Source organism: Saccharopolyspora sp. ID03-671 (assembly GCF_045278815.1).
Lineage (GTDB): Bacteria > Actinomycetota > Actinomycetes > Mycobacteriales > Pseudonocardiaceae > Saccharopolyspora > Saccharopolyspora ipomoeae.
In genome coordinates this window covers 4,195,737-4,215,316 of sequence record NZ_CP134054.1, presented here as the reverse complement: position 1 = coordinate 4,215,316, position 19,580 = coordinate 4,195,737, and the positions used below count along the sequence as shown (strand labels likewise).

Genomic DNA, 19,580 nt, shown 5'->3' with positions numbered 1-19,580 from the left:
GAAAGGGGATGGGGGTCTAGCGGGGTCTCTAGACCTAGAAGGGCTGGCGTCTAGGTCTAGAGACCCGGCGAGGACTAGCTAGCCCCCTCGCGGCGATTACGCTCCGCGACTTCTTCGGCGATGTCGGCGCGGGTGACGCCGATGCGGCTGGCGCCCTTACCGTCGTCGGTGGTGCCCCACACCTGGCCGGTGCGGACACCGTGGCGCTTGAGCGCGGCGGTCAGGTCGGCCGACTCGCGATAGGTCCCGTAGACCTCCGGCCTGAGCTCATACAGGCGGGCAATGACCCGCTCGTTCCACACCTTCTTCTCGGACTCAGGAACGACGGCCAGGATGTCTTCGAGCAACGTGTCCTTCTTGGACACCGACTCGTCGACCTCCGGGACTTCGCCGATGGCGTGGCCGGTCAGGGTGCCGGCCTGCTCGCGGAGGGTGCGGGCGTAGGCGGCGACCTTCTCCGACGCCGGACCATCCAAACCCGCCACGGTGCGCACGATTTGGGCGTCAGAGCCTTCGCCGACCAGGTAGCCGATGCCCTTGTCGGCCCAGGCGAACGTTGTTGCGCGCACGCCCTGCTTGTACTTCGAGGTGCCCAGGACCATGTCGTTTTCGGTCTGGCCCTGCACCTTCAAGCAAAACCGCGTGGACACGTTCGCCGAGATACCGGTGGGGAGGCTCTTCGCGTCGGGGCGCTGGGTGGCCAGCATGATGATGATTCCCAGCGCGGGTCCGCGTTTGACCAGGTCGGTGCAGATGGCCTCGAACTCTTCCCCGTGGTCGGGGTGCTCGAACCACACCTGGCACTCATCCACACCGATCACGATCGGATGCAGACCCAGCGACTGCTTGCCGGCCAACTCGGGGGTGACCTTGTTCTCCGGCGCCAGGCCCTGCTTGGCGAGATCCCGGATGAGCTTGGCCCGTCGCCGCAGCTCCTCGCGGAGTTTGCGCAGGTCACTAATGGCCTTTTCGATTTCTTCGTCGTCGTCTCCGACGCCGTGGGCGTGGGTGACCTTTTCCAGGGGGTCGAGGTCGCCGGTGCCCTTGAGGTCGTAGGTGTGCAACTCCGCCCTCGGGTCAAGTGCGGCGATGAGCAGCAGCTCGCGCAGGGCGAAGGTCTTGCCCATGCGCGGGATCGCCCCGATCGCGACGCTGGTGAACATCAGGCGCAGGTCGACCCAGCGTCCGCGCTGGTCGGTGCCGAAGGGCTGGGGCTGGAACAGGTCGACCTTGACGCCCTTGCGCAGTGCCCAGGCGGGTTGCTTGGCCTTGCGCATGTCCTGGTCACCGACCCAGAGGATGAGGCGGGCGGCGTGCTCGCCGTTGTCGGCCTCGGGCCACACGCAGCCCAGCGGTCGGCGGAGACCACTCGCGAGTTTTTCGCGGCGGTCCATGATGTCGCCCGGCGTGACGCCGTGCGGGAGGTCGATGTCGGCCCGCCATCCCTTGCCATCACGGGAGATGGGCTTGGGGAACCCGATGCCTTCGCCTCCCTTGCCCATCGCCTGGTTGATCCCGGAGATGCCCAGGGAGGCGAGGGCGATTTCGACGGCGTTGCTGGTCAGCTTCGGCACCTTCGTCGCCTCCACCGCCCGCGACGCGATCGGCTGGTCCGCCGGAGCACCCAACCACCCGACCGCGCCCACGGCGCCGGCCACGATCGCGTACTGCACGATCTCGGGCAGCAGCTCGCGGCCGAGGAAGAACGCCGCCAGGGCGGCCACGCCCAAGCCCACGGTCGTGTAGACGCGGCCCCGGACCCGGCTATCACGCTGCCCGGAAAGCCGGAGGTATTCGGCGGCGTCGGCGCGGTCAGCAGCAGCGTGTCGAACTGGCCGGCCTTCGGCGTCGGTCACCCACCGCAGAAACCCACGCAACAGCCGCAGGGTCCCTTGCGGAACGCGGATCAGGATGCGGGCTATGTAGACCGGGCAGCGCACCGCGTGGAAGGCGAAGGTGTGGCCGGCGTAGCCGACCGCCCACTTCGCGGTCTCCCGGAACTCCTCAACGCTGCTCGCCCAGGCGGGCAGGACCGGTTCGCGCTTCTCCCGGCGGACCAGGCTCGAACCCGCCGCTGCGGCCTGGTGCTGGTCGACTTGCTGGGCCTGGTCGGCATCGTCGACCAGCTCCCCGTCGATCACCTGCGACTCGGTCTCGGTCTGGGCTTGGTCGTGGTTGAGGCGTTCGGAGGGGAAGCGCAGCACGCGCGCCTGCTCCTCGGCCGCCTGGTGCTCATTGTCCTCGGGCTTAGGGGTGTTCGGCTGTTCGGTCATCGCTGCACCTCCCGGTGGTCATTGGTGTCTTTGATCAGGTGGGCAAGGCCGGCTCCCATGCCCAGCACGGCGACGGGCAGGCACGCGACTGCTGCGGTGATGAGCCAGGGAGCCGAGGTCATCCCGGCGGCCTTCATCAGGTGAAACGCGATCTGACCCAACGCCCCCAGCCCGAGCGAGCCCAGCGCGGAGTACTTCGCGAACCGCCGAGCACGGGCCGGAACCTGCCCCGAGAGCCAGACCCGCAGGGCATAGGCCGCGTAGGTCTCCACCCCGATCGGAAGCGTGATCGCGGTGTTGATCGCGAACCCGTCCGCGATGCCCGGTAGCGGGTGCACGATCCCGAACCCGGTCAGCTGACCGAGTCCGACCCAGCCGGACCAGATCGCCACGAACGCGGGCAAAGCCAGCAACATGACCGGCCACACCGCCACCGGCTTCACCGCCTGGTCGACGGTGAGTTTGGCCGGGTCCGCGTCAACCGTGATCGGCTCAGACCCCACCTCACCAACCGGCTCCGACTCCTCAGACGGAGCCGGGGCAGACTCGCTCGCCTGGTCCGTCTCGGCGGACTCGTGCCCGGGTTCGGCGGACTCGTCATCGTGGGTCTCGGTGGGTTCGTCCTCGTCCGGGGCGGGGTCGGTGACCACGTGCAGCCCCGCCGGGTTGGAAGCCTTCACCGGGTGCTCGTCGGCCAGGCGGTCCAGGATCTCGCGGGCCTTCGGTGCCCCGATGCGCAGCTCGGCCATGAGCTGGTTCCGGCTCGGCGTGCGGCCCAGTTGTTTGACCAGCTGACGGGCCTGCGGCAGCAGGTCAGCGACCGGCACGGGGTAGGAGCTTTTCGCGGTGGTCATCGGCTCACCCCCAAGGGAAGCCGCGGAGCAGGCACCCGAGCGCCCGCCGCGTCGACGGTGGCCATGACCAGCCGTAGGACCACGCCCAGACCGAAGAGACCGAGGCCGGCGGTGCGGGCGATCCCGGAGGTCACCGCCAGTGCCAGCAGCACGACCAGCGGCAGGACGGTCACCACGGTGATCCGCAGCAGCCCGGCCACCGCCAGCAACACCAGCGGCAGCACCACGACCACGGCCAGGTGCAGAACCAGGCTCAACAGCCCGATGATCAGGGTCTTCATCGCACACCCCCACTGGGGCTGGTGGCGATCCGTAGCATCAGAGATCTCCTAACGGTTTCGTGATCGGTGGGAGACCCGGCCCAACAGGCGTTCTTGGCGGAAGGACTGTTGGGTCGGGACATCAAAAAGGCCAGGTGGTCTCGCCGCCGTCGACGCGATCGGCAGCCCGGAACAGGGCCTCGGCCATCCAGGCGTCGTTGTTCTGATCGGCCCAGTAGGCCTCATCCCGCGCCGCATTCGGCCCGTACCGCTTGACGTACTCCCTGGCCTTCCGGTCGCAGCGCAGCTCGCGCTCCGCCTGCTCCGACGCGCTCACCTCGACCTCCTCGGCGGCCGCTTCGGTGCGCTCGACCGGCAAGGGCTTGCCGGTGATCTGGGACCGCCACGGCCCCTTCTTGCCCTGAAGGCCCCTGCGCTCCATCTCCAGATACGCCGCCGTGGGGACCTCATCGACGTGCGGCGGAGGCGCGTCGATCTCGAAGCGATAGGCACCGCAGTCGCAGGTCCACCGCACTGACACCTCGCTGACCTGCTCACCACTGCTCGGCCGGTGCTCCGGGCAGGTCAGCTCACGCCGCCGCCTAGCACCCCGAGAACCGTCCTCAGTCGAAAACCGCGGCACCCGCCGGCCCGACAACAGCCAACTCACCAGCCCGTTCACGCCGCCTCCCCGGAATCCGAACCCGCGTCCACCTCGGTCGTGATCAGCCGCAGCACCGCGCCGGCCTCGCGCCGCTCGTAGCGACGCAGCCGCGTGCGCTCCCCCGCGCCCAGCTCCGACCACACGAACGGCGCCACCGGGACCTCGCCCAACTCCTCGGCGATGACCTGCGACCAGTAGTCCTGCACCGCCTCCTGCTCGAACTCGTCGAGCTCGGCCTCGCAAAACGCGAGCTCGGCACCCACCGAGACCCTGTCCGCGTCGTTCATCTCTACCTCCAGATGTTCTAGAACTTTCTTGATGTTCTGTAACTTAAGGGCTAGGCGTTCCACTGTCAACCTGATGTGTCAGAACATCGAGTACGCTGATCGCATGGCTGCCAACGACGCTCGCGAGGACAAACGCCGTGCTAGCCAGCGCGTCGCCGACGCCCTACAGGGGCGGATCGACGCCGGCGAATTCGCCCCGAAGGAGCAACTTCCGCCTTACCGAACCCTGGCGGCGGAATACAGCGTCGCCCTGGGCACAGCGATCAATGCGGTGAAGCTCCTCCGAGACGCCGGCATTGTGAAGATCCGTCCCAATGCCGGCGCCTACGTTCCGGAACCGTCTGAACAGCTCGACGTAGTTGCGGAGCTCAAGCGGGCACGTGCCCAGCTGGCGACCCTCGACGAGACCGCGAAGGAAATGGGCTCGACGATCAGGTCCCTCGAAAATCGCCTGGCTGAGATCACGGATCAGCTGGACGAGTCCTCGTAGCGGTCGCCTGCCCCCGGGCTGCCCAGTCACGCCATCAGCCCCTGAAAGAACTGCGCGAAGCCGCTGACCAGGGCCAGGAAGAGCTCAAACGCTCCCTTGGCCCATACCGCCGACTCGGCGGGGTGCTTCACGATGAGGACGAGAACCGCGAACGTGATGGCTGCACCGATGAGCTTGGGCATGATGCCGCCACCGGCCTGAACTCCGGGAATCGTCTGCTTGGCCATGACTTCCTCCTTCGTGGAACCGGCTTTCAGGGAACTCGGTCTGTTCCCGCCGCCGTTTCCGTTGTCATGACTCAAGAATCGCCGCCGCAACGCTGACACATCAGTGCACAAAACAGGGCGCATTGGCGCACAGGGGGCACATGCCGTGTGCCTCGTGTGCCCCCTTCCGGCCGGTACGCGTGTTTTACTACCTGGCAGGAGGGGCACGATCATGGCTGCGAAGGAACCGAACCGTCGACTAGCTGCGCTGATGCGCGAGGCCGGCCTGACCAACAAGGGCCTCGCCAAGCGCATGACCGACCTCAGCAACATCGATGGCGGCGACCCCATCGCGCCGACGCACACCAACGTCGACAAGTGGCTGCGCGGGGAGACACGGCGCCCGAAGGCCCGCACCTGCCATGTGCTGGTTCGAGTGCTCTCCAACGCGCTCGGACGGCCTGTCACGGTCGATGACGTCGGGTACGGCGAAGTGCCGGCCGAAAACGTCGACGACACCCTCGAATACCCCGAGACCCTGTCCGACTCGGTGACGACCCTGACGCGCCTCGCAGAGTTCGACCTCCGGCCGAACGGGCAGGCGGACAAGCTGCTTGTCGTCCCCGCTGCCTGGAGCAATCTCCTGGTCAAGTGGATGTTCGGCAGCGACGGCGAGAAGTCGAAGCCGGTGGAACCGCGGCCTATCAGCGAGTTCGACGTCCAGGCCGTGAAGGACGCCACCTCGATGTTCGCCAACTACGACTACCGCTACGGCGGTGGTCGCCCCAAGCCCCTGGTCGCGCAGTACCTGGAAAGCGAAGTTCTCCCGTTGCTGCCACACGTGCAACCGGACACTGAGCTGGGACGACGGTACTTCCAGGAGGTAGCAGCGCTTACGCGGTTGGCGGGCTGGACCTGTTACGACACTGGTCAGCACGCTCTCGCGCAGCGGTATCTTCACCAGGCGTTCCGTCTGGCCAAGGCAGCCGGCGACCGCGCTTTGGCCGGCCGCATTCTCGCGGGCATGAGCCACCAGGCCAACTTCCTCGGCTACTACGAACAGGCGGTGCACCTCGCTCGCGGTGCAGCTCAGGGCGCCCGCGGGCAGGCCACCCCAACAACGATGGCGCTCTTCCATTCGATGGAGGCTCGCGCGCTTTCTTCGCAGGGCAACGAGCAGGAAGCAACCGCTGCGATGCTGGAAGCCGAGAAGTGGCTCAGCTCCAGCAACCCCGACGATGACCCGGAGTGGATCAGGTACTTCGACCTCGCCGAGCAACGCTGAGTTTGCTCACTGCTTCCGTGACCTCGACAAACCTGACCTTGCGACCGAGCACGCGGCCAAGTCCATTGAGGTCTCTGAGAGCCTGTACGTCCGCAGCCTGTCCTTCTGCCGCACCGTGCTAGCCACGTCATATCTCCAGGCCAACGAGGTCGAGCAGGCCGTCACCGTCGCCCGCGAAGTCGTCGACACCGCCGCCGGCCTGAAGTCCTACCGCGTCAACTCCTACCTCGACGAGTTCCGGCACCGTCTACGCCAGCATTCCGACTCACCGGTCGTCGCGGAGTTCGAGTCGTACGCAAGTACGCAAAGGTAAGACCATCGAAACCAACGAATCCAGCCCACGCGCACCGCGCCGAATGTGATCATCACTGTGTGGTGGACTCGAACGCACGTAGGCATGGCCGTGTCGTTTGGCAAGGGTGGCTCGGGGGCGGCCTAGTCCTCAGCGCCATCCTGATCTGGACCCCACGGCCGGTTTACGCCGCAACTGGAGCCTTCGTGCTGGCTCAGTGGCGGATACTCTTGACTGGCCTCTTCATCCTTAGCCTGGCCGGAATCGCCGGTTCGACTGTTGCCGCACGTAGGCGACTGGATCAGGAAGCGGGCTCCGACGACGAGGCGAAGCCGCTCTTGCGGGAGATACCTGGTTGGGCGATCTGGGCCGGCATGGCATGTCTCGTCGCGGTCGGTCTGCTCGCGACCTGGTGGCTCGTCACCAGCTACGGAAGCGGCGATTCCAAAACGATCGAACAGAACCGGGTCAAGCTCGAAGCCATCAAGCTCGCGGGAAGCGTCGTCGTTGGAACCGGCGGGGTCGCCGCGCTCCTGCTAGCCGCGCGGCGACAGCGAGTCAGCGAGCTGGATCTCCTTCAAAGAGACCGTGTAGCCGACGACAACCGCCACGATGCGAACGAACGTCGCGCGACCGAGCTGTACACAGCTGCTGCTGAGCAGCTCGCTTCCGACAAAGCACCGGTTCGCATGGCAGGCATGTACGCACTCTCGCGTTTGGGCGAGAATAACCATGGTCTCCGTCAAACAATCATCAACCTGCTCTGCGCATACCTGCGCATGCCTGATATCAGCATCCGCGAGGACACAGCAACGTCCGAAGCAGCGCCCGGCGATCCACGCAACCACGGCACGCTTCACCGCCGCGAAGGTTCGCCAGCGGTGGTGCTCGACCTGGCTTCCGCCCCTCTAGCTGCCCTGACTGCTCTAGCACCGGACCTATCTGCACAACGACAGCAAGAACGTCAAGTACGCCTCACCGCGCAACGAATACTCGTCCAACACCTCCAGCCAAGGCGCTACGCCCAGGAACCCACGAATCCCGCCTTCTGGCCGGATATGAACATCGACCTTTCTATGGCAAGCCTACACGAGTGGAATTTTATTGGCTGCGAAGTAAGGAGTGCCAATTTCAAAGGAACCAACTTCTATGGCGACTCCTGGTTTAACGAGACACGATTCTATGACGATGTCGATTTCGACAACGCAAAGTTCCACGATGCGGCAGTTTTCAAGGGAGTCCAATTTCATGGATGGACAACCTTCCAGGGTTCACATTTTTATGACGCCGTGAACTTCGATGAGGCGACTTTCCACGATTACGCATTCTTTCTTGAAGTCCATTTTCACGGCCCCGCGGGCATCGATAAGGTAGAGTTCTGCAAGCTCGCTGGATTCGATGAGGCTCAATTTTACGTCCACTCCTGGTTCGACAAGTCACAGTTCCACGAACAGGTACTATTCAACTTTGCGCTGTTCCACGGAGAGGCACGTTTCGATGAGGTAGAATTCCGCCACCTTGCGGGGTTCGAAAACTCGCATTTCTACGGCGATGCCAAATTCATCAAAGCTCGGTTCCATAGGGGCGCCAGATTCGACGATGCGTCCTTCGATGCGAAAATCATTCTGGATGGCACCCGCATATGGTCCGACGCAAGTACGCGAAAATCCGTGTGGCCACCGGGATGGAGTCCAAGTCACCTTAACCTCGATGGTGACCACGGTGAGAAGTGGGACTCACTGGTCCCTGAGGAGACGTTTGATGGATCGAGCGCTCCGACAGGAGACTAGAACGTCCGCCACTGTCGCGGGCGTTCTGAGTCCCGCAGATCCGCGATCCGCTTATGCACTTCGTCGTCGATATCTGTAGATTGTCCTAGCTGTTGGGCAAGCCATGTGGTCATGTTGAGTTCCCTGATCGCCCTAATCACCGGAAACCCGTCCCACTCCAACGGATCGAAGCCGTATTCCTTTACATACGAGGCGTACTCATCATCGCTGACCCACCCCAGAGCGCGATAGCGGACAGCCTCCACGCTGGCATCCCACTCACGTGGCCCCCAGCAGAAGTCTTCGAAATCGATAACCTTGACGAGGCCGTTTCGTTCGCGCATGAGGTTGGCTTTATGGAAGTCGCCGTGCACTGGTCCGAACCCAAGCTGGAAGTTCAGGCCGGCAAACTGCTCGTCGAGCTCGTCCTTCCGATTGCCGAGAAAGGCCCGCTCATCCTCAGAGAGAGCACCTCCAATTGCGTTGAGGCGGCTTTCAACCTTCGGCATGGGCTCGAAGAAGGGCAATGCCAGGTCAGAAGGTTCAGGGATGGAGTGCAAGCGCCGCAGCACCTCGCCGAGCTCGCCGGAGCTGACTGGCTCCTCGCTCTCTTCGATGAACTCCCAGAAGGTCACGACGAGATCCCCGACTGTCACGAACTCGTGGTCGGTCGGGGCGAGCTGAGCGGCAGGGAACTGGTGAGAGGCGAGCCAGGTAGCGATGCGCGCCTCTTTGCGGCCGGCCGTGATCGACCGGCCCACACGGGCAATGATCGGGGCAGAGGCGAGGCGGAACATCGCGTTCTCGCCCATGCGCACCAGTTCGGCGCCGCTGGGGTCGACGCCGGCGCACTCGCAAGCGGTCTCCAGAACTTGGCGGGTGGTCTGCGGCGTGAACGTCGCGTTCTCCATCAAGCGCTGCTCCTCCTCGGCTCGCTCCAGCAGGCTACGGCCCGACCGCGCAGCTGCCTAGGCGACATACGGTCCTTCCACATGCCAGGAAGCGGCAGTGCCGCCACAGGCGTTCTCATGGACAGCTGAGAGCTTCATAGACGGCCTGAACGGCCCTTTCCTAGGGGGTTGGGCCGCCCGTCCGCAATCATCCGGGCTAGCCCGCCTCTTCATCACGCGGCGCTTGAGCCACCTGCTTGGCACTCCTCGTGTTGGTGGAGTCCGGGCGAATCGAAAGGGCCAGCTGGTGAGCGCTACGAACGTGCCAGTCGAGCGCATCCAGACCCATCGCGCCAAGGTCCACCAATACGCGACCGCAGCGATGCCCTCTAACCGGGCAGACGTACCACTCCCGATTGTCGATCAGTACAACGTCTAGCTCCACCTCGCCCACCCCAAATCGGACAACCGTGGCAATCGTGGTGATCGCGAGTATAGAGCTTGATCACTGCATACACGGCAGATGATGAGCGTTCACTCGAAGGGACGCATACGGTCCGATTCGTGGCGGACGAGCTACTGACGTCAGGTCAGGTCGCGAAGCGTCTCGGGATCAACCCGAGCACGCTCGCCCGCTATGTCCGCGAAGGGAAGCTCAAGCCGTCGTTGACCCTGCCGAGCGGACACCACCGGTGGACCTGGGAAGACGTGCTCGAACAGCTAAGAGCCCAGCAAGGCGAGAACTAACCGCGCGAGCGGGGACTCACCGCGTGCGCCGGCACCCACCACAGGTGCCGAACCCCGCCAGCTCCAGGTGCCACGCCTCGCTGCAGACGAATGCGAACCTCGCCCCACCAGCGACCGCCAGTGTCTCGCCGCCAGGCAACCAGCTCGCCGTCCACGGTCGCCGTCATATCCCATCCGTCGGGCAACTCTGAGTCGGGCCCTGCAGGTCGGATGGCGAACACGACCGAGAGGTCCACGCGGACCGGGACCGGTGGGCGTCGCTCCCGATCGTCACCCGGAAGTGAGGGCGGATGCGCTTGGACGCGTTCGAACATGTGGTCTAGTATTGCCGATGTGTGCCTCGACAGCACACCCGTTCACCGAGGTAGGGGAAGTGCCGACGGTGGACACGACAGCGCCCCGCGCCACCTGACCATGGCGACGCGGGGCGCTTCGTCGTCCGCTCGCCCCTGCTCCTTCAGCCGGTCTCACGCTGCCCAGCGCTGCGCGCCTGGCGGGCCTGGTCGAGGCTGACCCGCAGCGCCTCTTCCAGATCCGCAGCTTCCTGCGAGCGGGGCTCCGGTACGGCGATCTGGCGGTGGGCAAGCTTGGCATCGATCAGCGCCTGCAGCGCCTCGCGTGAGTGGTCCCGATAGGTCGTGGGGTCGAAGGTCGTGCTCGACAGCGACAGCACCAGCTGTTCGGCCATCCGCTGCTCCTGCTCGCGGGGCTGCGGAGCCTGATCGGTGAACCATTCGAAATCCGGTTCCCGCACCTCATCCGGCCACAACAACGTGACCAGACTGATCCCCGCCCCATAGGGCCGCAGCAGTGCTAACCGCTCCCGAGTCCGGATCGCCACCCGCCCCAACCCCACGTGCCCGGTGTCGGTCATGGCGTCGCGCAGCAGGCTGTAGGCGCCGAGTGCGACCTGGTGCGGCTGCAGGAAGTACGAGCGGTCGAACAGGATCGGATCCACCGCGTCGGCCGGGACGAACTCGGCCACCTCGATGGTGTGCGCACTGGGCAGCGGCAGCTCCGCCAGCTCGTCCTCGGTCAGCACGACCATCCGGCCGTCGGGCAGCTCGTAGCCCTTGGCGATCTCCTCCCACGGCACCCGGCGGTCCTCCGCGGTGCAGACCCGCTCGTGCCGCACCCGGGCCCCGTCGGTTCGGTGCACCTGCCGGAAGCTGATCGAACGTGACTCCGTCGCCGCCGCCAGCCCGACCGGGATCGCCACCAGCCCGAAACTGATCACACCGTTCCACAGCGTCCTCACAGCGCCAGCCTGCGCCCAGCCGGCAAGCCCGCCCAAGGCCCTTCGGCCCTTCACACCCGACACCGTCCGCCGAGACTGGATCCCACCTGCCTGCGTGGGCGGAAGGACGACCAGGCTGCTGGCCGCCCGCCAGTCCACTGACATCGACGATGACCCGCCCCCAGGCAGGCCCATCCAGCAGCGACGAAAGCTCACCGGGGGAGAGTGTGATGGCCATGAGCAGCGCCGATCATCGGGCCAAGGCCGACCATTACCTGAAGAATGCCGCAGCCTCGGAGGGCCACGACAAGGCGGAGCAGCTAAACCTCCAGCGAGCCCAGGTCCACGCGACCCTCGCGATCGCACTCGCGCTGTCGGAGAACCACGACGATCAGCAGGAGGGCTTCCACACCTCCAAGAAGTGGTGATCGCCGAGGCCTGCGCCGTTCACGAGTTACTCGGCGGTCTCCGGGAATGGGCGCACACCGACCTTGCCGTTGTTGTCCTGGTCCATCACGCCGCATGGATCAGCTGCCAACGCAGCCAGCAACGCCTGGACGGCCTCATCCGCGGCTGCGCGCCTGTCGAACTTCCACAGGTCGGCCGAGCCGTACTCGGCTCCGGGGTAGCTGACTCGCACGGTCGAGGTCTCGATCTTCTTGCCGTAGGAGTACGTGCTGCCCGTGCTCACCCTCACCTCGGTGATCTCGCTCCCCCTGATGAACGTCTCTACGGACTTCGCCACGTACCGAACCCACACATTGGACGCCATGATCAGCAGGCTAGCGGTGTGGGCAGACAGTGCGAGCGTGGACGAGCCCGTACCCCGCCTGCCCGTCGCGCCGACGAGTCCGCGCCGCAACAGCTGAAGGGTCCTGCGGGCTCCCAACAGGAGTCGCCACGTGGCCGTGTACGGCAAATACACGTCCAAACGACCGAAGCGGGGAACAAAAAGGCTGGTCAGACGACATCTAGCCGGGAGCCTGTAAATCAGCCGGCATTGCCTTCGGAGGTTCGAATCCTCCACCCGGCACTCCGAGAAGGGCCCCTGACCAACAGGTCAGGGGCCCTTCTCGCGTTCTCACTCCCGTGCGAGTCGGTGCTTGGGAACGATCGGTCAGGTTCCGGCGAGCCAGGTGTCATAGGTGGGGCGGTCGTGGACTCCGGGTGGGGAGCCTCGGCGTGATTTGCGGAGGACCTGGACGTAGGTCCACAGGGTGTCGGCGTCGAGGAAACCCACGATCACCGCGGTTTTCAGGAGCTTCCAGGTCGTGACGGTCGTGATCCCGTTCTTGCCCGCGAGGCGCTGCGCTTCGCGGTCGTCGGTGACGAAGAAGGCGTTCAACCCTCGGCGCAGCACGATCGCGATGGTCTCCGCCTCTCCCAGGTGCTTGTGGGGCGCATCGCCCGGGCCTGCCAGTTCATCGCGCAGCAGGTGGGCGTCCAGCTTCTCAGCGCGATCCGGGGACAGCGGTGAGCCGAAGATCGCGCCGACCTCCGTCAGCGCGGCCAGCTCCGGTCGCAGCGACGACGCGTGGCATTCGCTCGCGACCGTGGCGCACCACTGGCCATTACCGTTGACCAGCCGCTCCAGCAGATCCATCCGGTCGATGAGCGCGAAGTTGACCAGAACCGTGTTGTCGGGGAAGAGGAGCGCGGCCACCTCGGATCAAAGCCCCAGCGCTGAAGCGAGCTGATCGGGCTCCGGCTCGGACTGCTCGGGGGCGTCGACGTCGAGGACGTCCGGGTCGATGTCGAGCATCCAGGCGAGGGTTCGCTTCCCGATCTCGCCGCGCTCGATGCGCGCCAGGTGCGCCTCTTGGAGCGACAGCGGAAATCGACGCTGGGACGCGGCGTCCATCCGCATCGTGATGTGGTCGATCTCGTCCTTCAGCGGCAGGTGGTGCCGCAGGAGGCGCTGCGTCGAGTGCCCCACCCAGCGCTCGACGGGCGCGGGAGTCGCACCGATCAGCGAGTCGAGACGCCGGGCCAGGGCATCGGTGGAGACCCCCCAGGACCAGATCAGATCCGCGAGCCGGTCGTCGGCGACGCGGTTCCAGTCCACTGGTCGGACCTGATCGGCGGGCAGCAGCAGCTCAGCGGCGAACGAGTTCGCCGCGGCCTCGTGCTCGTCCGAGACGTCCGCGTCCGCGCCGTCGTCGTGGTGTCCCAGCACGAGGTGCCCGAGCTCGTGCGCCATGCTCCAGTTCTCGCGGAACCAGTTGCCGGTGGCCGGGACGGCGATGACGTGACGTCCCCCGACGGAGAAGGAGTACGCGGTGGACAGTTCCTTCACGCGGACGATGTCGATGCCGAGCCCGTCCTCCAGGCGTTCGGCGAACGGCCGCACGAAACCCTCCCCCAACGCAGCCCGCACGGCCCGCACGGTGGCCGGCAAGGCCGGTTTGGGTTCCGGGTCCGGATACGCCTGGCGGTAGGCGAGCGCGATGTCGTTCAGGGTCTGCTCGTCTCCGTCGCGGCCGGGCACGTCGCGGTGACCGGTGTCGTGGTCGAAGCCGTGCCGCGCGGCGACCCGGAGCTTGTGCGGGTCCGGAGAGCCCGTGATGAGCCAGTACACGTCGGTGTTGAGCAGGTCCGAGAGCTGGACCATCTCGAGCGACGAGAAGTGACGGGCCCCGTTGAGGGCGCGCGAGAACGCATCGGGTGTCATCCCGATGGCCTGCGCGATCTCGCGCTGCAGCGCGTCCGGGCGGACCTGCTTGATCCGCTGCGACACGCGCTCTCCGATGCCGTCCATGCCTCCACCGTAGACCCGGATTGGGAAAATCCCAACCGTCTCGCTCGAAAGTGTGTACGAATGGCGGTGGGGTTCCGGCGGGGGCGTCTGGAGCATGGGGCGATGCGGATTTCTCTGGTTTCCCTCGTGGTCGATGAGTACGACCGGGCAGTCGAGTTCTTCGTGGGGGTGCTGGGGTTCGAGCTGGTGGAGGATTCCCCTTCGCTGACCAACGACGGGCGGCCGAAGCGGTGGGTCGTGGTGCGGCCACCGGGCGCGGGGACGGGGTTGCTGCTGGCGCAGGCCGACGGGGACGCGCAGGTCGCCGCCGCGGGGAACCAGACCGGAGGTCGGGTGGGGTTCTTCCTACAGGTGGACGACTTCGACGGGCAGTACCGGCGGATGGTCGAGGCCGGGGTGGAGTTCCTCGGCGAGCCCCGGAGCGAGCCGTACGGGCGGGTGGTGGTGTTCCGCGACATCGCGGGTAACAAGTGGGACCTGCTCGGCCCCCGGTAGCGTGTTCAGGCAGACCTGAACAGCGCGCACTTGGGAGGTAGTCAAGGTGGCAAACCCGTCCTTCGACGTGGTCAGCAAGGTGGATCACCAGGAGGTGGACAACGCGCTGAACCAGGCGGCCAAGGAGCTCGCCAACCGGTTCGACTTCCGGGGCACCGGGACCAAGATCTCCTGGTCCGGCGAGGACGCCGTCGTCCTGGAGTCGGAGACCGAGGAGCGCTGCAAGGCCGCGATCGACGTCTTCAAGGAAAAGCTGATCAAGCGGAACATCTCGCTGAAGGCCCTGGACATGGGCGAGCCGGCGAGCTCCGGCCAGATCTACAAGGTCACCGGCAAGATCGTGCAGGGCATCTCGCAGGACATCGCGAAGAAGATCTCCAAGAAGGTCCGCGACGAGGGCCCCAAGGGCGTTCAGGCGCAGATCCAGGGCGACGCGCTGCGGGTGTCCGGCAAAAAGAAGGACGACCTGCAGGCGGTCATCTCGCTGCTGAAGTCCTCCGACTTCGACGTGGCGCTGCAGTTCGAGAACTACCGGTAACCCCCTGGCACCTCTGGGCCCGTTCCGCCGGCCCGACCGGCGGAACGGGCCTCTTCGCGCTCGGACCGGCACGCGCGTGGCGGGTTCGTGCCACGGAACACCTCGCACGGGCTCTGGCCCGACCGCGGGCCTCCGCGCTGGCTACCCTCGTGCGAGGGTTCGTCCGCCGGACGAGCCGGTGCGACTAGAGGTTCAGTGGAGGCTTGTGTGAAGGGGATCGTGCTGGCCGGCGGGAGCGGGACGCGGTTGCACCCGCTCACCCAGGCGGTGTCGAAGCAGCTCCTCCCCGTCTACGACAAGCCGATGATCTACTACCCGATCTCGGTGCTGATGCTGGCCGGGATCCGCGAGGTGCTGCTGATCTCCACGCCATCGGACCTGCCGCTGTTCCGGCGATTGCTGGGCGACGGCTCGCAGTTCGGGCTGGACATCTCCTACGCCGAGCAGCCCCAGCCCAACGGGCTGGCCGAGGCGTTCGTGATCGGATCCGACTTCGTCGCCGACGAACCGGTGGCGCTGGTGCTCGGTGACAACATCTTCTACGGCCAGGGCTTCTCCGGGATCCTCCGCAACTGCGCCCGCGACCTGCTCGGATGCACCCTGTTCGGCTATCCCGTGCGGGACCCGCAGCGCTACGGCGTGGGCGAGGTCGACGACAGCGGCAAGCTGCTGTCGATCGTCGAGAAGCCCGCCGAACCCCGGTCGAACATGGCGATCACCGGGCTCTACTTCTACGACAACGCCGTCGTCGACATCGCCAAGGGACTCACCCCGTCGGCGCGAGGCGAGCTGGAGATCACCGACGTCAACCTCGCCTACCTGCGGGAAGGCCGCGCGCACCTGACCGAGCTGGGCCGGGGTTTCGCCTGGCTGGACACCGGCACCCACGACTCGCTGCTGGAAGCCGGGCAGTTCGTGCAGGTGCTGGAGCACCGCACCGGCGTGCGGATCGCCTGCCTGGAGGAGATCGCGCTCAAGATGGGCTTCATCACCGCCGAGGCCTGCTACGAGCTCGGCGCCGAGCAGGCCAAGTCCGGCTACGGCGAATACGTGATGGAGGTCGCCCGCAAAGCGGGTGCCTGAGTCAGCGGATCGGCGGCAGCTGACGTCCCGCCATGCCCTCCAGCCGGGAGATCCGCTCCGCCATCGGCGGGTGCGTGGAGAACAGCTTCGCCAGGCGCTCGCCCGGGCGGAACGGGTTGGCGATCATCAGGTGCGACTGCGAGACCAGCTGCGGTTCCGGGGCCAGCGGGGCCGCCTGCGTGCCCTTCTCCAGCCGCCGCAGCGCTGAAGCCAGGGCCAGCGGGTCACCCGTGAGCTGGGCGCCCGAAGCATCGGCCTGGTACTCGCGGGACCGGCTCACCGCCATCTGCACCACGGCCGCCGCGATCGGGCCGACCAGGGCCACCAGCAGCATCGCGAACGGGTTCGGCCGATCCTCGTCGTTGCCGCCGAACATGCCGAAGAACATCCCGAAGTTCGCCAGGAACGTCACGACGCTGGCCAGCGCGCCGGCCACGCTGGAGATCAGGATGTCGCGGTTGTAGACGTGGGAGAGCTCGTGGCCGAGCACCGCGCGCAGCTCGCGCTCGTCGAGCAGCTCCAGGATTCCCTGCGTGCAGCACACCGCGGCGTTGCGCGGGTTGCGGCCGGTCGCGAACGCGTTCGGAGCTCGGGTGGGGCTGACGTAGAGGGCGGGCATCGGCTGCCGCGCCGACGTCGCGAGCTCGCGCACGATCCGGTACATCGCCGGCTGCTCGGCCTCCGACACCGGTCGTGCGCGCATCGAGCGCAACGCCATCTTCGCCGAGTTGAAGTAGGCGTACCCGTTCATGCCCAGCGCCACGACCAGCGCGATGACCAGACCGGCCCGACCGAAGATCGCGCCGACCAGCAGCACCAGCGCGCTCATGCCGCCGAGCAGCACCGCGGTTTTCAGACCGTTGAAATGACTGTGCACCTCTGCCTCCGCCTGTGATTCAACTGGAAAACGCGCGGGCGCGGCGAGTGGTTCCGCTGAACGGATGTGCGGAATGCAACTCCGCCCACCGATCGGATGAAATCGTGCTTCGATCTAGGCTGAAAGTTCTAGCGGATGACACCGAAAATCATCCTCCGCTTCCCCCCAACGGAGGATGTTCAGAAGGGATTCTCAATGGTTTTCGCCAAGCTGCGCCGACTCTGGTCGGCCAGCGAGGGCACCCCGGCGCGCTCCCCACGCGGCGGGGGATTCTCCCTCCACCCGACGCCACTGGACAGCGGTCTGGTGAGCGGTCAGGTGCACGACGAACGCGGTGCGCTCCTCCCCGGCGCGAGCGTCACCGTCGTCGACCGTCTGAATCAGGTTATCGGAGAGTCGCAGACCGACTCCTACGGCGGCTTCGCGCTCGCGGTCTCGCCCGGCACGCACCGGCTGTCCGTCGCCTCCGGCGGCTACCGCCGGTACAGCACCCGCATCCAGGTGCAGGTCAACCAGCACACCCCGCTCGGCAGCCTCGGCCTGGAACCCGATGACTCGCTGCAGCTCCCGCAGCCCGGCCGCTACCGGTTCGACCCGTACCACACGGAGATCCGGTTCGTCGCCCAGCACATCGGGATGTCCAAGATCCACGGGGAGTTCCGCGAGTTCGACGGCGTGATCGAGGTCGCGCCCCGGTTCGAGGACTCCCAGATCGAGGTCGTCATGGAGGCGGCCTCCATCGACACCGGCGTGAAGATGCGCGACGACCACCTGCGGTCCGCGGACTTCCTCGACGTCGAGTCGCACCCGAAGGTCCTGTTCCGCAGCGAACGGCTGACCCACCTGCGCGCGGACCGCTGGAACGTCAGCGGCCGGCTCACGCTGCGCGGCACCACCAGCCCCGTCGACCTGGAGACCTCCTACCTGGGGCAGCGCAGGTTCCAGGGCCCGGGCTTCGACGGTGACCTGCGGGTCGCCTGCGACGCCAAGGCCGTCCTGCGGCGCGAGGACTATTCGGTGAACTGGCAGGCCACCCTCGCCAAGGGCATCGCGGTCGTCGGCCCCACGATCAACATCGAGCTCGGCGTTCAGGCCGTCATGGAATGACGGCGCGGCGGACGGCCGCGCAACGCTCTTGCGCGGCCGTCCCGGCCGATCACACGGGGCCGCGGTTCAGGAGTGCAGCTCCAGCGTGCAGCACTTCGGGCCGCCACCGGACTTGCGCAGCTCCGACATGTCGAGCCCGATCACCTCGTAGCCCCGGTCCTCCAACTGCTTGGCCAGTCCCGTCGCCTCGACCGGCAGCACCACGTGACGGCCGTCGGAGACGCCGTTGAGGCCCAGGCAGGCGGCGTCGGCGGCGTCGGCGATCACCGCGTCCGGGAACATCCGGGCCAGCACCCGCCGGGAGCCCTCCGAGAACGCCTCCGGGTAGTAGGCGATCTGCGCGTTCGGACCCTTGTCCAGCACGAACAGCGCCGTGTCCAGGTGGTAGTAGCGCTCGTCGACGAGGGTGAGCGAGACGACCGGCACCCCCAGCGCCTCCTGCGCCTCGGCGTGCGCCGAGGGATCGGTGCGGAACCCCGTCCCGGCCAGCAGCACCTCGCCGGTCCAGGCGAAATCCCCCTCCGCCTCGTTGATCCGGGTCGGCATCACCAGGTCGCGGTGGCCGTGCGCGACGAACCAGCGGCGGAAGTGCTCGGCCTCGGCGGCGCGCTCCGGCGCGCGGAACCTCGACCCCAGCACGCGGCCCTCGATGACGGTCCCCGAGTTGGCGGCGAAGACCATGTCGGGCAGGCCCGGCTGCGGCTCGATGGTGTCCACGGTGTGGCCGAGCCGGAGGTAGGTGTTCTTGAGCTCCTCCCACTGCGCCATCGCCAGTTCCGCGTCCACCGGCTCGTCCGGGTTCATCCACGGGTTGATCACGTACTCGACGGTGAAGTACGTGGGCGGGCACATCAGGAAGTGGCGTGCGGTGGCCTGTTCGGCCGCGAACGTGTCGGCGGGTCGCGCCGCTGTTGCCGTCATGAATCGAAATCTAAGCGGTGTTGATACCGGCCATCAACGCCGCTCCGTTCGCGATATGCGGCAGAATGTTGCGCATGGATGCCCTGGATCAACGAATCATTTCGCGCCTGGTCGCGGACGCGCGCGCGAGCTACGCGGAGATCGGGTCCGAGGTGGGGCTCTCCGCGCCCGCGGTGAAACGACGGGTGGACAAGCTGCTCGACCAGGGCGTTCTGCAGGGGTTCACCGCCGTGGTCGACCCGGAGGCACTGGGCTGGGGGACCGAGGCGTTCGTGGAGGTCCACTGCCACGGCAACGTCCCCGCGCACCGGATCCGCACCGGACTCGAACCGCTGCCGGAGGTCATCGCCGCCTACACCGTGTCCGGGCAGGCGGACGCGATCGTGCACCTGCGCGCGGCCGACATCCACCACCTGGAGGAGGCGATGGAACGGCTCCGCGAGGTCGACTTCGTCTCCCGCACGGTCTCGACCGTCGTGCTGTCCCGCCTGCTCGAACGCCAGCCCCAGCAGGCCGAGTGAACCCCGGCCCGCCCGAGCCCCTGCGG

General features: G+C 66.5%; 24 protein-coding genes. 11 read left to right on the top strand and 13 right to left on the bottom strand.

The annotated features are described in order from the left end of the window. Positions 1 to 74: 74 nt before the first annotated feature. From REH65_RS19465 to REH65_RS19445, 5 genes are all read right to left on the bottom strand, one after another. Positions 75 to 2,273 carry a cell division protein FtsK gene (locus tag REH65_RS19465; RefSeq protein WP_406688589.1) on the bottom strand — a complete coding sequence of 733 codons (2,199 nt, stop codon included), beginning with the start codon at positions 2,271 to 2,273 and terminating at the stop codon, positions 75 to 77. Then, positions 2,270 to 3,127: an ABC transporter permease gene (locus tag REH65_RS19460; protein WP_406688588.1), complete on the bottom strand. Its 858-nt coding sequence runs from the start codon at positions 3,125 to 3,127 to the stop codon at positions 2,270 to 2,272. Before REH65_RS19460 ends, REH65_RS19465 begins: the two co-directional genes overlap by 4 nt. Continuing rightward, the gene (locus tag REH65_RS19455; protein ID WP_406688587.1) at positions 3,124 to 3,408 is read right to left on the bottom strand and encodes a hypothetical protein; all 285 of its coding nucleotides are present in this window, start codon (positions 3,406 to 3,408) and stop codon (positions 3,124 to 3,126) included. The genes REH65_RS19460 and REH65_RS19455 overlap by 4 nt, the downstream gene beginning before the upstream one ends. 121 nt (positions 3,409 to 3,529) lie before the next feature. Then, positions 3,530 to 4,069 carry a hypothetical protein gene (locus REH65_RS19450; protein WP_406688586.1) on the bottom strand — a complete coding sequence of 180 codons (540 nt, stop codon included), beginning with the start codon at positions 4,067 to 4,069 and terminating at the stop codon, positions 3,530 to 3,532. Beyond that, positions 4,066 to 4,338, bottom strand: coding sequence for a hypothetical protein (locus REH65_RS19445; protein WP_406688585.1), 273 nt, complete (start codon positions 4,336 to 4,338; stop codon positions 4,066 to 4,068). Before REH65_RS19445 ends, REH65_RS19450 begins: the two co-directional genes overlap by 4 nt. A 103-nt stretch (positions 4,339 to 4,441) precedes the next feature. Between REH65_RS19445 and REH65_RS19440 the strand changes: the two genes are divergently transcribed. Further along, positions 4,442 to 4,828 carry a GntR family transcriptional regulator gene (locus REH65_RS19440; RefSeq protein WP_406688584.1) on the top strand — a complete coding sequence of 129 codons (387 nt, stop codon included), beginning with the start codon at positions 4,442 to 4,444 and terminating at the stop codon, positions 4,826 to 4,828. Between the two features lie 26 nt (positions 4,829 to 4,854). Here REH65_RS19440 and REH65_RS19435 read toward each other — a convergent pair whose 3' ends face one another. Next, positions 4,855 to 5,055 carry a hypothetical protein gene (locus REH65_RS19435; RefSeq protein WP_406688583.1) on the bottom strand — a complete coding sequence of 67 codons (201 nt, stop codon included), beginning with the start codon at positions 5,053 to 5,055 and terminating at the stop codon, positions 4,855 to 4,857. A gap of 211 nt (positions 5,056 to 5,266) precedes the next feature. On the opposite strand from REH65_RS19435, the gene REH65_RS19430 reads away from it, so the two are divergent. The 3 genes from REH65_RS19430 to REH65_RS19420 all read left to right on the top strand — a co-directional run bounded on the left by REH65_RS19430 (position 5,267) and on the right by REH65_RS19420 (position 8,401). Continuing rightward, positions 5,267 to 6,319, top strand: coding sequence for a hypothetical protein (locus REH65_RS19430; protein WP_406688582.1), 1,053 nt, complete (start codon positions 5,267 to 5,269; stop codon positions 6,317 to 6,319). 115 nt (positions 6,320 to 6,434) lie between these two features. After that, a complete protein-coding gene (locus tag REH65_RS19425) occupies positions 6,435 to 6,632 on the top strand; it encodes a hypothetical protein (RefSeq protein ID WP_406688581.1) in 198 nt (65 codons plus the stop codon). Positions 6,633 to 6,817: 185 nt separating this feature from the next. Next, positions 6,818 to 8,401 carry a pentapeptide repeat-containing protein gene (locus REH65_RS19420; RefSeq protein WP_406688580.1) on the top strand — a complete coding sequence of 528 codons (1,584 nt, stop codon included), beginning with the start codon at positions 6,818 to 6,820 and terminating at the stop codon, positions 8,399 to 8,401. Here the strand turns inward: REH65_RS19420 and REH65_RS19415 are convergent. After that, entirely contained in the window at positions 8,398 to 9,291 is an 894-nt protein-coding gene (locus REH65_RS19415) for a phosphotransferase enzyme family protein (protein WP_406688579.1), read from the bottom strand. The two genes, REH65_RS19420 and REH65_RS19415, sit on opposite strands and share 4 nt — an antisense overlap. 543 nt (positions 9,292 to 9,834) lie before the next feature. Between REH65_RS19415 and REH65_RS19410 the strand changes: the two genes are divergently transcribed. Beyond that, the gene (locus tag REH65_RS19410; RefSeq protein ID WP_406688578.1) at positions 9,835 to 10,017 is read left to right on the top strand and encodes a MerR family DNA-binding transcriptional regulator; all 183 of its coding nucleotides are present in this window, start codon (positions 9,835 to 9,837) and stop codon (positions 10,015 to 10,017) included. A 457-nt stretch (positions 10,018 to 10,474) separates the two neighbouring features. On the opposite strand, the gene REH65_RS19405 is transcribed toward REH65_RS19410, so the two are convergent. Then, positions 10,475 to 11,275 carry a Ku protein gene (locus tag REH65_RS19405; protein ID WP_406688577.1) on the bottom strand — a complete coding sequence of 267 codons (801 nt, stop codon included), beginning with the start codon at positions 11,273 to 11,275 and terminating at the stop codon, positions 10,475 to 10,477. 209 nt (positions 11,276 to 11,484) lie between these two features. Here REH65_RS19405 and REH65_RS19400 point away from each other — a divergent pair, with 209 nt between their 5' ends. Then, positions 11,485 to 11,682, top strand: a complete 198-nt coding sequence (locus REH65_RS19400; protein WP_406688576.1) for a hypothetical protein — start codon at positions 11,485 to 11,487, stop codon at positions 11,680 to 11,682. Positions 11,683 to 11,708: 26 nt separating this feature from the next. Here REH65_RS19400 and REH65_RS19395 read toward each other — a convergent pair whose 3' ends face one another. From REH65_RS19395 to REH65_RS19385, 3 genes are all read right to left on the bottom strand, one after another. Next, positions 11,709 to 12,026 carry a hypothetical protein gene (locus REH65_RS19395; protein WP_406688575.1) on the bottom strand — a complete coding sequence of 106 codons (318 nt, stop codon included), beginning with the start codon at positions 12,024 to 12,026 and terminating at the stop codon, positions 11,709 to 11,711. A 345-nt stretch (positions 12,027 to 12,371) separates the two neighbouring features. Then, positions 12,372 to 12,917: a hypothetical protein gene (locus tag REH65_RS19390; RefSeq protein WP_406688574.1), complete on the bottom strand. Its 546-nt coding sequence runs from the start codon at positions 12,915 to 12,917 to the stop codon at positions 12,372 to 12,374. A gap of 6 nt (positions 12,918 to 12,923) precedes the next feature. Next, positions 12,924 to 14,012 (bottom strand): ImmA/IrrE family metallo-endopeptidase, encoded by a 1,089-nt coding sequence (locus tag REH65_RS19385; RefSeq protein ID WP_406688573.1) that lies wholly within the window; start codon positions 14,010 to 14,012, stop codon positions 12,924 to 12,926. 102 nt (positions 14,013 to 14,114) lie between these two features. Here REH65_RS19385 and REH65_RS19380 point away from each other — a divergent pair, with 102 nt between their 5' ends. The 3 genes from REH65_RS19380 (at position 14,115) to rfbA (ending at position 16,128) form a co-directional block, all read left to right on the top strand. Beyond that, the gene (locus REH65_RS19380) at positions 14,115 to 14,507 is read left to right on the top strand and encodes a VOC family protein (protein WP_406688572.1); all 393 of its coding nucleotides are present in this window, start codon (positions 14,115 to 14,117) and stop codon (positions 14,505 to 14,507) included. 46 nt (positions 14,508 to 14,553) lie between these two features. Beyond that, positions 14,554 to 15,045 (top strand): YajQ family cyclic di-GMP-binding protein, encoded by a 492-nt coding sequence (locus REH65_RS19375; protein ID WP_093414257.1) that lies wholly within the window; start codon positions 14,554 to 14,556, stop codon positions 15,043 to 15,045. 207 nt (positions 15,046 to 15,252) lie between these two features. Continuing rightward, entirely contained in the window at positions 15,253 to 16,128 is an 876-nt protein-coding gene (rfbA, locus tag REH65_RS19370; RefSeq protein WP_406688571.1) for a glucose-1-phosphate thymidylyltransferase RfbA, read from the top strand. 1 nt (position 16,129) lies between these two features. Here rfbA and htpX read toward each other — a convergent pair whose 3' ends face one another. Beyond that, complete coding sequence (gene htpX / locus REH65_RS19365; protein ID WP_406688570.1) at positions 16,130 to 17,005, bottom strand: zinc metalloprotease HtpX; 876 nt, start codon at positions 17,003 to 17,005, stop codon at positions 16,130 to 16,132. A 195-nt stretch (positions 17,006 to 17,200) separates the two neighbouring features. Between htpX and REH65_RS19360 the strand changes: the two genes are divergently transcribed. Then, positions 17,201 to 18,112, top strand: coding sequence for a YceI family protein (locus REH65_RS19360; protein WP_406688569.1), 912 nt, complete (start codon positions 17,201 to 17,203; stop codon positions 18,110 to 18,112). 66 nt (positions 18,113 to 18,178) lie between these two features. Here REH65_RS19360 and ddaH read toward each other — a convergent pair whose 3' ends face one another. After that, entirely contained in the window at positions 18,179 to 19,033 is an 855-nt protein-coding gene (gene ddaH / locus REH65_RS19355) for a dimethylargininase (protein ID WP_406688568.1), read from the bottom strand. Between the two features lie 74 nt (positions 19,034 to 19,107). Between ddaH and REH65_RS19350 the strand changes: the two genes are divergently transcribed. Then, on the top strand, positions 19,108 to 19,554 hold the full coding sequence (locus tag REH65_RS19350; protein WP_406688567.1) for an Lrp/AsnC family transcriptional regulator: 447 nt from the start codon (positions 19,108 to 19,110) through the stop codon (positions 19,552 to 19,554). Positions 19,555 to 19,580 lie beyond the last annotated feature (26 nt).

Coding starts and splice junctions, on each gene's coding strand:
- REH65_RS19465 (WP_406688589.1), bottom strand. CDS start 2,273: ATGACCGAACAGCCGAACACCCCTAAGCCCGAGGACAATGAGCACCAG.
- REH65_RS19460 (WP_406688588.1), bottom strand. CDS start 3,127: ATGACCACCGCGAAAAGCTCCTACCCCGTGCCGGTCGCTGACCTGCTG.
- REH65_RS19455 (WP_406688587.1), bottom strand. CDS start 3,408: ATGAAGACCCTGATCATCGGGCTGTTGAGCCTGGTTCTGCACCTGGCC.
- REH65_RS19445 (WP_406688585.1), bottom strand. CDS start 4,338: ATGAACGACGCGGACAGGGTCTCGGTGGGTGCCGAGCTCGCGTTTTGC.
- REH65_RS19440 (WP_406688584.1), top strand. CDS start 4,442: ATGGCTGCCAACGACGCTCGCGAGGACAAACGCCGTGCTAGCCAGCGC.
- REH65_RS19435 (WP_406688583.1), bottom strand. CDS start 5,055: ATGGCCAAGCAGACGATTCCCGGAGTTCAGGCCGGTGGCGGCATCATG.
- REH65_RS19430 (WP_406688582.1), top strand. CDS start 5,267: ATGGCTGCGAAGGAACCGAACCGTCGACTAGCTGCGCTGATGCGCGAG.
- REH65_RS19415 (WP_406688579.1), bottom strand. CDS start 9,291: ATGGAGAACGCGACGTTCACGCCGCAGACCACCCGCCAAGTTCTGGAG.
- REH65_RS19400 (WP_406688576.1), top strand. CDS start 11,485: ATGGCCATGAGCAGCGCCGATCATCGGGCCAAGGCCGACCATTACCTG.
- REH65_RS19395 (WP_406688575.1), bottom strand. CDS start 12,026: ATGGCGTCCAATGTGTGGGTTCGGTACGTGGCGAAGTCCGTAGAGACG.
- REH65_RS19385 (WP_406688573.1), bottom strand. CDS start 14,012: ATGGACGGCATCGGAGAGCGCGTGTCGCAGCGGATCAAGCAGGTCCGC.
- REH65_RS19380 (WP_406688572.1), top strand. CDS start 14,115: ATGCGGATTTCTCTGGTTTCCCTCGTGGTCGATGAGTACGACCGGGCA.
- REH65_RS19360 (WP_406688569.1), top strand. CDS start 17,201: ATGGTTTTCGCCAAGCTGCGCCGACTCTGGTCGGCCAGCGAGGGCACC.
- ddaH (WP_406688568.1), bottom strand. CDS start 19,033: ATGACGGCAACAGCGGCGCGACCCGCCGACACGTTCGCGGCCGAACAG.
- REH65_RS19350 (WP_406688567.1), top strand. CDS start 19,108: ATGGATGCCCTGGATCAACGAATCATTTCGCGCCTGGTCGCGGACGCG.